At 40.0% G+C, this 10,642-nt stretch carries 12 protein-coding genes and 1 tRNA gene; 1 reads left to right on the top strand and 12 read right to left on the bottom strand.

Annotation, left to right across the window (positions count from 1 at the left end):
- Positions 1–126 precede the first annotated feature (126 nt).
- The 11 genes from HN459_03720 to HN459_03770 all read right to left on the bottom strand — a co-directional run bounded on the left by HN459_03720 (position 127) and on the right by HN459_03770 (position 8,009).
- A complete protein-coding gene (locus HN459_03720; protein MBT3478552.1) occupies positions 127–825 on the bottom strand; it encodes an SOS response-associated peptidase in 699 nt (232 codons plus the stop codon).
- Between the two features lie 121 nt (positions 826–946).
- Positions 947–1,019 (bottom strand) — tRNA-Ile (locus tag HN459_03725).
- A gap of 16 nt (positions 1,020–1,035) precedes the next feature.
- Positions 1,036–1,296: a GIY-YIG nuclease family protein gene (locus HN459_03730; GenBank protein ID MBT3478553.1), complete on the bottom strand. Its 261-nt coding sequence runs from the start codon at positions 1,294–1,296 to the stop codon at positions 1,036–1,038.
- A 212-nt stretch (positions 1,297–1,508) separates the two neighbouring features.
- Positions 1,509–2,123, bottom strand: coding sequence for a deoxynucleoside kinase (locus tag HN459_03735; GenBank protein ID MBT3478554.1), 615 nt, complete (start codon positions 2,121–2,123; stop codon positions 1,509–1,511).
- The gene (galE, locus tag HN459_03740) at positions 2,120–3,079 is read right to left on the bottom strand and encodes a UDP-glucose 4-epimerase GalE (protein MBT3478555.1); all 960 of its coding nucleotides are present in this window, start codon (positions 3,077–3,079) and stop codon (positions 2,120–2,122) included. The genes HN459_03735 and galE overlap by 4 nt, the downstream gene beginning before the upstream one ends.
- A 3-nt stretch (positions 3,080–3,082) precedes the next feature.
- Positions 3,083–3,961 (bottom strand): hypothetical protein, encoded by an 879-nt coding sequence (locus HN459_03745; GenBank protein ID MBT3478556.1) that lies wholly within the window; start codon positions 3,959–3,961, stop codon positions 3,083–3,085.
- Positions 3,962–4,411, bottom strand: a complete 450-nt coding sequence (locus tag HN459_03750; protein ID MBT3478557.1) for a hypothetical protein — start codon at positions 4,409–4,411, stop codon at positions 3,962–3,964.
- Positions 4,404–6,152, bottom strand: coding sequence for a DNA primase (locus HN459_03755; GenBank protein ID MBT3478558.1), 1,749 nt, complete (start codon positions 6,150–6,152; stop codon positions 4,404–4,406). Before HN459_03755 ends, HN459_03750 begins: the two co-directional genes overlap by 8 nt.
- Positions 6,145–6,681 carry a CvpA family protein gene (locus HN459_03760; protein MBT3478559.1) on the bottom strand — a complete coding sequence of 179 codons (537 nt, stop codon included), beginning with the start codon at positions 6,679–6,681 and terminating at the stop codon, positions 6,145–6,147. The genes HN459_03755 and HN459_03760 overlap by 8 nt, the downstream gene beginning before the upstream one ends.
- A 44-nt stretch (positions 6,682–6,725) precedes the next feature.
- Positions 6,726–7,169 (bottom strand): GatB/YqeY domain-containing protein, encoded by a 444-nt coding sequence (locus HN459_03765; protein MBT3478560.1) that lies wholly within the window; start codon positions 7,167–7,169, stop codon positions 6,726–6,728.
- A 3-nt stretch (positions 7,170–7,172) separates the two neighbouring features.
- On the bottom strand, positions 7,173–8,009 hold the full coding sequence (locus HN459_03770) for a site-specific DNA-methyltransferase (GenBank protein MBT3478561.1): 837 nt from the start codon (positions 8,007–8,009) through the stop codon (positions 7,173–7,175).
- A 74-nt stretch (positions 8,010–8,083) separates the two neighbouring features.
- On the opposite strand from HN459_03770, the gene HN459_03775 reads away from it, so the two are divergent.
- Positions 8,084–8,503 (top strand): arsenate reductase ArsC, encoded by a 420-nt coding sequence (locus HN459_03775; protein ID MBT3478562.1) that lies wholly within the window; start codon positions 8,084–8,086, stop codon positions 8,501–8,503.
- On the opposite strand, the gene HN459_03780 is transcribed toward HN459_03775, so the two are convergent.
- On the bottom strand, positions 8,495–10,642 hold a 2,148-nt coding region (locus HN459_03780; GenBank protein ID MBT3478563.1), incomplete at its 5' end, for a DNA polymerase III subunit alpha. The genes HN459_03775 and HN459_03780 overlap by 9 nt on opposite strands.

The raw sequence follows: 10,642 nt of genomic DNA on the forward strand, positions 1-10,642 counted from the left end.
AACCTGCGCGCCTGAAAAGGTACCAATATTTTGTATGTAGTAACTCATCTATTCTTAACGTCTAAAGTGCCGAGAAATTGGTCTTATTCCCCCATAAACGGCAAGAACAAAATGGCCTTAATTGAATTAGAATAAGGATAAGGATAAACTATCTGATTCTTCTATGGGCAGGATGCATTCTTTTTGATTGTTTCTCGGAGAATTGACCAGGGTGGATACCTGAAAAAATTGGAGTGAATTGGAAAAAGGTTTCAATAGTTCCATGGCATCGGGGATTGCGGTATTATGTACTTGGAGCCATTTATTAATACTGTCCTGTTTTAAAATAACCGGCATGCGATGGTGGATATCTTCTAATGAAGGTGCTGGCGTTGTGGTAATGACGGTATAACTGAAAACACTTTCGCCGGAATCATTTTTCCATGTATCCCAAAGACCTGCCATGGCCAAAAGTTTATTCTCTGGATGATGAATATAATATGGGATTGATTTGCTCGATGTTCGCTTCCATTCAAAATAGCCATCGGTAATTACAACGCATCTTTTGCGGGGGACCAAGTTTTGAAAAGATGGTTTTTGTAAAAGGGTTTCAGCGCGAGCGTTGATCAATCTTGATCCAATGGTTTGATCTTTGGACCAATTGGGAATGAGGCCCCATTTCATATGTTTCACCCGACGGCCCATATGGTCAATCATGACAGGAGAATTTTGAGTCGGGGCAATATTAAAGCTGGGAGAATAAAGATCGGAATCCTGCCATTCTTCAATGGCCATTTCTTCAATGATGGATTGCATATCCCGAGTGAGTGTTTTACGTCCGCACATAGGTTGAATTTACAAATAAAAGTGGGCCCACCGGGATTCCCCGCCTGCCCTCCCGTTGGTCGGGAGCGGGCTGGGAACCCAAACGAAATTAATTCTACATTTATTTATTTTCAAAAGTGAGTGGGCCCACCGGGATTCGAACCTGGAACCTACGCATTATGAGTGCGGTGCTCTAACCGTTGAGCTATGGGCCCAAAAAGGGCGAGGAATTTAAGATTTTATTTTTAAGTCTTTAACTTTTTTCATCCAAACTTTTTTCCCAAATCCTGTCTTGTAATACTTTTCTCTATGTCGGGCAGAAACACGATCTTGGAATTCCTCTGATAAGAGTAAGTCAAAAGGTGCATAGTTTCGCGTAGATTTTACCTTTTTTTCATTATGCTTATTAAATCGGATTTTAACATTCGAAGACATACCAACATAATGCCAATCCTTAATTTTGGATTTTAATATGTAAACATAATATTTCATTTTTTTATGCTCCCCACCTGCCCTCCTGAAAGTCGGGGGTGGGCAGGTAACCTTTTGAGCTACTCGCCAGACCTTGATTGAAAATCAAGCTGTCTGGTGGGCCCAAAAAGGGCGAGGAATTTAAGATTTTATTTTTAAGTCTTTAACTTTTTTAGCCCATTTTTTAAATAAATTAAGATTGCTTTATTTGTAGAAAACATAAATCTGTGTCTCTACAATTGTTTTTTTACGTCATCTAAAATTGATTGGAATTGATCTGTATTTTCAAAAATATTGAAATGGTCCGTTTCAATTGTCATGACAGAAATATCTTTTAATTCGTTTATCCACTTGTCATAAGCCACATTCAATTGGTGCAAATATTCCGGATCAATAGAATTTTCATAATCACGTCCCCGTGAATGAATCCGCGTTTGAAGCGTGTCGGTGGAGGCCTTCAAATAAATAATCAAATCTGGCTGGCGTAAATAGCCTGTCATAATACTAAATAAATCCTGGTAGTTTTGCCAATCACGGTCATCCATTCGATTCATTTCATGGAGGTTTCTGGCAAAGATTTCTACATCTTCATAAATGGTACGATCCTGAATCACTCCCCCATTATTATGTGCAATATTTCTTTGACCTTTAAAACGATGGTGAAGAAAATAAATCTGAAGGTTAAAACTCCAACGTTTCATGTCGCCATAAAAATCACTGAGGTATGGATTATCAGCTACAGATTCATAAATAGGGGACCATCCAAATGCTTGCGCCATTTTTTCTGTGAATGTTGTTTTTCCGACACCGATATTTCCCGCCAAGCCAACAAAAGGATGACTTTTCATTTTTGATAAACTTTCCATGTTGTTTCCAACAGTGTCCTTAAATCGGAATATTCAGCTTTCCATCCCAATTGATCAAAGGCCAGAGTTGTGCCGGCAAAAAGTTTTGCAGGATCGCCGGCACGACGATCAACTATATCATAAGATATTTCCTGTCCGGAAATTTCTTTCGCCAACTTGATTACATCTAAAACGGAGTGGCTTTCTCCTGTAGCAAGATTCACTGTTAGACTTTCGTTTTCATGCAAATATTCTATAGCCTTCAGGTGGGCCGAAGCCAAATCAGAAACATGGATGTAATCCCGCACACCAGTGCCATCGGGGGTGTCATAGTCATTCCCGAATATTTGCATTTTTTCACGGACTCCCGATGCCACTTCCATAACAATAGGAAGCAAATTAGCAGGATTTTTTTCTAAAGATTTGAGGCGACCTTTTGGGTCATAACCTGCTGCGTTGAAATAACGCAAGGCGGCAAACTTTAATCCTTTCAATTCACCATACCACTTTAAGATGCGTTCAATTTCTAGCTTGGTGAAGCCATAATAATTGATGGGATCCAAAGAGTGATTTTCATCCAAAGGTAAATATTGGGGATAACCATAAACGGCAGCGGTAGAAGAAAAAATAAATTTATCCACACCACGGTCAATCATGGCATTCAGAAGTGAAATTGTACCTGAAATATTATTGCGAGAATATTTCCCCGGCTCAACCATAGATTCGCCTGCAGCCTTGAAAGCTGCCAAATGAACGACAGCTTCTACGTCATTTAATACATTGTTCAGGTCATCATTGTTCAGCGTTGATCCCTGGACAAATTCAGCACGAGAGTCCACCGCTTCACGATTTCCTGTGGAGAGATCATCCAGAACAACTACTTCATATCCTGCCTCACACAGGTCCAATACAACATGGGAGCCAATATAACCAGCACCCCCCGTAACTAATATTTTCATATACTAATTTTCTTTCTTTGGGATAATTCTACGCTCAATGACCTCACCCTTGCTGTTAATTAGAGAAATAACCTTTTCAACATCCTTGGGATATTCATAAGCAACTGCATTTTTCATAATACCATTTTCATTGTAATAGGTAATTCGGAGAGGTTTTTTATTGATAGTGAATCGCACGGTATGACTTCCCACTAATAGTGAATCCGCACGATAATATTTAGACCGAAACCCATTTTTACCATAACTGAATTGATAATAATAATAGAGATTCTCAAATTGATCTAAAACACGCACACCTTTTGTAATTCCCTCCTTATTGAAATTATATCGGGCAATCCACCCAGGGCGAATTGCACTTAGATCCGGAGCAAACAATTCACTATTCAGTTCTGACAAATTTCGGTTGGAATAAAATTCAATATCATATTCCGAAGATTTGCCCTCGTCATTCCAGCGCATATGGTAGGTCCATAATCTTTTACCGTGGCGATTAAAATAATCCACATCCCGGACCAATCCTTTTGCGTCGAGGGTAGCGCGGTAATGAGGTTTGCCCAGACCTTCCTTTTTAGTAATTCCTTCAATCAATTCCTGTTTTTTGGGATTCCAATTGCGGTAATAAAGTTTCAACCGGCTAGGCGATTTTACCTTTTTTCGACGTCCTTTATCCCAATTAGCCGGGACGAATTCTACACTTTTCAATTCACCTGAAGGATAATATACAGCCCGAAAATGGGACTCATTTTTTTTGACCGCTTCTTTTACTTCGCCACTTAAGATATTGGTACGATTCAAATCTGATGGAAATAATTTTATCGTAGAATCTGGCTGGCTAAAAATAGGGCACATGAATAACAAAATAATTGACGATCGAAATTTCACTTACATCAATCCCCAGACAATTAGACCAAAAGTGGCAAAAACCATTCCCAACCCAACCCAACTGCTGCTGGAAAGCCTTCGATCATATTCCAATGCTTCTGCTTCAATCGACCGGTAGCTTAAAACGACGCGTATCGTTTTCCCTTCTTCAACTAAAACGTCCTGCCGTGCCAATTTTATCATATCACGCATTTTTTTATTTTGGGAAATAGCTTGAGTGTTCACCATGGTTTGGGGCGGAAAATAACTCACTTGATGCCAACCTGGAGCAACTTGAACAGGATCCTTTACGGGGGAAGCGCCCACATGAAGACCATCCACATAAATGGGAATATTTTCTGTATCACAAAAAATATGAATCGCCGTAATTGGGCTTGGTTTTTCTTTCCAATCAATCTCTTGAGAAAAAAGAATCGTTCCAAACATTAGAAGAACTATGTGTTTAACCATTGACTTCTTTCTGCAATTGAATAACTTCCATCATTAATTCTGTAGAGTCATTACCAGCGTCTTCCATTTCACGGATTTTCATCCTTATTTCACGAATCTTTTCTTTAGTGGAAACTTTTGACATTGTTCTTAAACATTCCTCTGCCATTTGAAGCGGTAAGGTAGTTGTATCTTCTTCTTCCATCATAATTCTACTGATAACTTCACGTTCTTCTGATGAATCAAAATGTGCAATAATCTCCGCCGGATTTACCTCATTTTTGTCCATTAACAATTGAGCCAATTTTTTCAACTGTTCGTTTTTTAATCGATTGATATCCAGTTTTTCTTTAAGTAAAGCCTTTGCTTCTGCATCGTCGCCGGCCAATACTTTAATGATACCCAGTTCTGCCTTGGCATTTACTGTTGTAAAAAGTTTTGGTTTTGGATTGGCTTCCTCCGTTGGATATTGTGGTCGCTTTTTTCTTAATTGTTGAGAGAATAAGTGCACCATTTGATTTTCATCAACGCCGCCAGCTTGAGCCAATGATTTTATTAAAGCTTGCTGAATAATAGGATCAGGTATCCCAACCGCTTCTTTCAGAATTTCTTTAATCAAATTTGATCTTTCTGCAGAAGACATTTCTTTAAAATTTCTGGCTTTTAAATGGAACCGAAGAAGTTCCGATGCTTTGTCAATCCCATTTAATTTGAACCCGTCAGCACCATCACGCTGAACCCAATCGTCAGGATCAAGTCCTTCGGGAATTTCAATTACATGTGGTTCAACACCGCCTTTTAAAAGTACATATCCCGCCCTTAAAGCAGCGTTGATTCCTGCTGAATCGCCATCGTAAGCCAAATAAACTTTTGCGGTAAATCGACGAATTTGTTGAACATGCCGATCCGTAAAAGCAGTGCCGGATACGGCTACCACATTTTTGATTCCCGCTTGGAAAAGCTGGATCAAATCGGTATACCCTTCCACCAAAATTGCATAGCCTTCCTTCCGGATCGCATCCCGAGTAAGATGGAGGCCGTAGAATATTTCGCTCTTTCGGTAGAGGGGTGTTTCAGGTGAATTCATATATTTTGCTGGATCTTCTGTCCCGAATACACGGCCTCCAAAAGCAATCACTTTACCAGAAGAATTTGAGATGGGAAACATAATCCGTGCGCGAAAGCGATCATAAAATTCATTATTAGAAAAACCAAATAGTCCCGATTTTTCATAAACATCCCGGTTATATTTCTTCGGTTTTACTTTATTAACTAAAAATGAAGATTTCTCCGGGGCAAATCCAACCTTGAATAATTTGAGTGATTCTTCACTTAAGCCCCGATCGAGTAAATAATTTTTTGCATCAGTACCCATATCTGAAAACAATGTGGAATTGTATAGCGCCGCCGCACCTAAATGAATTTCATAAAGATTTTCAAAAAATTCTTTTGAGTCATCACCACCGCTGAAGTCTACATCAATCCCCAACTGGTTACCCAATTCCTGAAGCGCTTCAACAAAACTGATCTTTTCATACTCCATGATAAAATTCACCGCATTACCGCCGTTTCCACAACCAAAACAATGATAGATACCTTTCTCAGGCGCTACTGAAAAGGAGGGTGTTTTTTCATTATGAAAAGGACATAAACCAAAAAAGTTGCGCCCCCGTTTTTTTAAGTCAACATGGCGAGAGACAACATCCACAATATCAGCCGTATCTCGTATCCGATCGATAGTTTCTTGTGGAATCCTAGCCATTGTTATTTTCCATGGTATTCAAAAATTCACGGATTGTTTTTTCACCTAATTCTACAGGGTCTTTCCAATTAAATGTTGTAATAATATTTTTTCTTACATTAATTAATCGCTGCGCCAATTTGGATTGTTTCATTACAATGTTTGATGTATCCCGGTTGGGCAAAAGTTCAAACATCCAAAAAAATATCATTACAACCAAAAGACCTTTAATGATTCCAAAGGAAGTTCCCATTATACGATTTACCCATTTTGTACTTTTGGATAAAAATAAAAAATGAATCAATTTTGTGATAAAGCGGGTTAATAAAAGGACACCTGAAAAAATAATGATAAAACTAAGAACAAATAAAAGCCATACATCAACAGGAAGCCATACCATGAGAAAAGAACCCAAATCAACGTAAAGTCTCAGGGCAAAAACAGTGGCAAAAATAATGCCTAAAAGGCGGCCCATTTCTTCCACTAATCCCCGACGAAACCCGATCAAACCTATGGCAATTATAAAGAATGTTGCTAATGCGTCTATCATTCGTATAACGTTAACGGTTAGGATGCCAGATTAACTTTAACAATTTATCCTAAAATCTCTCGAACAAACTTCTGAGCTGTTTTTCCATCGATCAATCCTTTACCGCGCTTCATGACTTCCGGCATAACTTTGCCCACATCCGCCAAAGAAGAGGCGCCAATTTCATCTGCTACAGATTGCACAATATTTCTAATGTCATCTTCAGACATCATTTGGGGCAAGTAACTTTTTAATATTTCCATTTCAGCTTGCTCTGCTGCCGCAAGTTCTGGACGATTTCCTATTGTATATAATTCCACTGACTCTTTTCTTTGCTTCACCAACATTTGCAGCACTTTAACCTCTTCTGCTTCTGAAAGATCCTCGCGCTTTTCAATTTTTTTGTCTTTCAACTTTGCCAATGTTGTTCGCAATGCGCCAGATTTTTCCTTTTCGCCAGCTTTCATTGCAGTATACATATCACTTTGTATTTGATTAAATAAACTCATATTTTACTCATTATCTATTCGTTTCATGGCCATTAACAATCGATCATTGTCTGATTCAAAACCAATGAATCTGCGGCCCATTTTTTTTGCAATTACACCCACACCACCGGACCGTGCAAAGGGATCCACAATCCAATTCAGCTTAAAACTAGATGCTGTCAAAATTCGTTGAATCAATTGCTCTGGCTTATCCCCTTCCATTTTCACCGTTGTGCCTACTTGAATATCCATAATATCACTCCACAAATTGGTTACACCCATTTCAATCATATTGGCAGAATTCATACTATTTTCCCGATCGGTCACCGCCTCTTGGTTAAACATAAAATCGTTCGATTTTGTGGCAAACCAAGCATCAGAAACTCGATTAATCCAAGTCATGGGTTTGGATTGGTCTTTTGGTTGCGCATTGCGCCAGGTTATCCTGGTTTGAATATGAAAATCCGTACTGAGGAGTGAATGATACATCCCTGAAAATCGCCAGCCAGAAATTAAGTAAATGGCCCCGGTAGGTTTTAAAACGCGGGCGCTTTCTTTCAACCATTGTTCATTCCATTGAAAATATTCCTGGATGGTCATTGGGTTTCCCCTTTGTTCTGTTCCACGCCAAGGAGATTCGGGGGGATCGGCAATGATTAGATCAATTGAATTGTCTGGAATTTTTTTTAACCCATCAAGGCCCAATCCCAAAAAAACGCCTTCTCTCATTTTGTCAATGGTCATGGAAATATCTTCAGCTTTTTGAATTGCTGGGAGATATTTATTTAGATCATTGATGGATAAACCGCGGACGGCTTCAAGCGGATTGGTGAATAAGGGTTCGTTCTTCTCAATAGACATGGGGGAAAATTTAGGATAGCACAGCACTACAAAACAGGAATTCCATTCAATATTTTTAAGTTATAAATTTTATAATGCTACCAAAGAAAAAAGTCCTCTTTATTTGCACCGGGAACGCTTGCCGTTCTCAAATCGCCCATGGATTATTAATGGATATGGCCGGCGATCGGTTTGATGTATATAGCGCCGGCTCCCACCCCAGCCGCGTCCATCCCATGAGCATTGCCGTTATGGACGAATTCGGGATTGATATTTCTTATCATACATCAGATTATGTTGATGATTATCTTAATCAAGGAATCGATATTGCCATTACTGTTTGTGACAATGCCAACCAAATATGTCCATCATTTCCCGAAGAGGTTGAACGTATTCATTGGAGTATTGATGATCCTTTCCGAGGGTGGAATTTTGATACGAATCAAATGGATTCATTTCGTGAAACAAGAACGGAAATCAAAAGCCGTATTGAATCATTTATAGATTCACACTGATTTTTTATATTTGCTTAGACGAAACATTTTAGGCAGACTTCCCAGTTTTTCAATTGTTACTGAAACAACGCCAAAGGATTCTTCTACTTTTCCTCTGAGTAGGAATAAGTTTTCCCATAGCAAAAGATCGCTGTATTTCCGAAAAGCTTCGGGGAAAAGAACACATTCGTAAATATCCGTTTCATCCTCAAGTGTCAAAAATTCCATGGGATCCTTACTTTTCACTGTAGCCGTTTCCTTACGGGTAATGTAAACACCCGCTAAGTGGATGGTGCGCCCAATATATTTTGGCAAATCTTTGGCCTTCCGCACGCGGTCATTAATCATGGGCAAATAAGGCTCGAGAGGATGTTCTGAAATGGGAAATCCAAAAGATTCAATTTCCAGCCGTCGTTGATCTTCTTTGTCTATATTCTTATACTGAGTTTGATACCTATTTGTTGGGCGAGAATCTTTAGTCAAGTTCAGAGCAATATCCCCATTCTTTCCTTTCTCCCCCAAGCAATACCAAGCCGCACGATAGGCAATCTCCTGGTGAGCCAATTCCGGTGTTAATGAATAAAAACACCCAGCATTGGTGAGGGCCATGGCATCGGACAAGGTTGGATCAATCCGCATAAAAAAGTCCTCTAATGATGTAAAATCACCCGCTTTTCGTTCATCCAAAATTTCTTGTACGGTTTTTTTCTGGAGGTTTCGAATACTCATAAATCCCATTCGAATTCGGTTTTTCCGCCCACGATATTCCATCCAGCTGCGGTTCACATCCGGTGGTAAAATTTTGATGCCAAACCGCCTTGCCTCGCTAAGATAAGCAAAAGGGGAATAAAATCCACCCTGGTTTGAAATAACCGCTGCCAGAAATTCCGCCGAGAAATGAGCCTTAAGATAAGCACAGGTAAAAGACAACATGGCAAAAGAAGCGGAGTGTGGCTTGCAAAAAGAATATCCCACAAAAGAGCGGATCATATCCCATACATCTTTGATTAACCCATTTTCATAGCCGCGCTTTTTTGCGCCTTGATAAAACTTCTTTTCCCAGTCCCGAATCAAGTGCTGCATTGCATCCCGACTCATAGTTTTTCGCAATGATTCGGCCTCTGCATAACCCATCCCTGCCATAACCATAGCTGCCGTTGATACTTGCTCCTCATAAACCATGATGCCATAACTCTCTTTCAAAAAATTTAGGTCGGGATGGAGAATTTTCCATGGCTTACCGTGGATGCGTTCCAGCATCATGTTGGTAAAGCGATTTGCTGCCGGACGGATGATGGACGAATAGATCACCACGTGCTCAAAATCAACCACACCAGCTTTGGCCAAAAGCTGCCGAGTGGCAGGGCTTTCAATATAAAAGATGCCCATGGTCATTCCCGATTGCATGAGTTTTTCTGTTTTTTTATCCCCAATCGGTTGAATCTTATGATAGTTCAAATAGCTGTTTTGAGAAGCGGCCTCACCATAATTCAAATTGATTTGGCGCACCGTATCCCGCACCACCGCCAAGCTGCGGTTCCCAAGAATATCGATTTTGAGGAGTCCTGAATCTTCCACTTGATCTTTTTCCCACTCCACAATCTGGACGCCTTTGGGCGCCGTGAGAACCGGTACGTACTTTCGAATTTCATCCGGTACAATCACCACGCCACCGGGATGAACAGACGGATGACGAAAGGCGCCCACTACTTTTTCACTTTCTCGCAGTATTTCCTCCAGTGTATCATCCAGTTCTATATTCTCAAAACGGGGGTCGGTCTTCACCCAATTCAATAAATCACTACGAGAGGCATACCAGCCAATTCGCTTAGTGATAGTTTTAATTTCTTCATTAGATAACCCATACACTTTAGCCACTTCACGAATGGCAGAACGGGGTTTCATAAATACTTGACTGCATACCATGGCGGTGCGTTCATTTCCATATTTTTTGAAAACATAATCCAAAATATCATCCCGTTCATCCCAAGGAAAATCCACATCAATATCCGGCATATCACTGCGCTCAGGATGAATGAAGCGTTCAAACTGAAGATTATATTTAATGGGATCCACCTGAGTAATAAAGAGGCAATAACTCACAATGGATGCCGCCCCGGAACCACGACCGATGGTGGCCCGAGTTTGTTTTACAATATC

The organism is Candidatus Neomarinimicrobiota bacterium (assembly GCA_018647265.1).
Lineage (GTDB): Bacteria > Fidelibacterota > Marinisomatia > Marinisomatales > TCS55 > TCS55.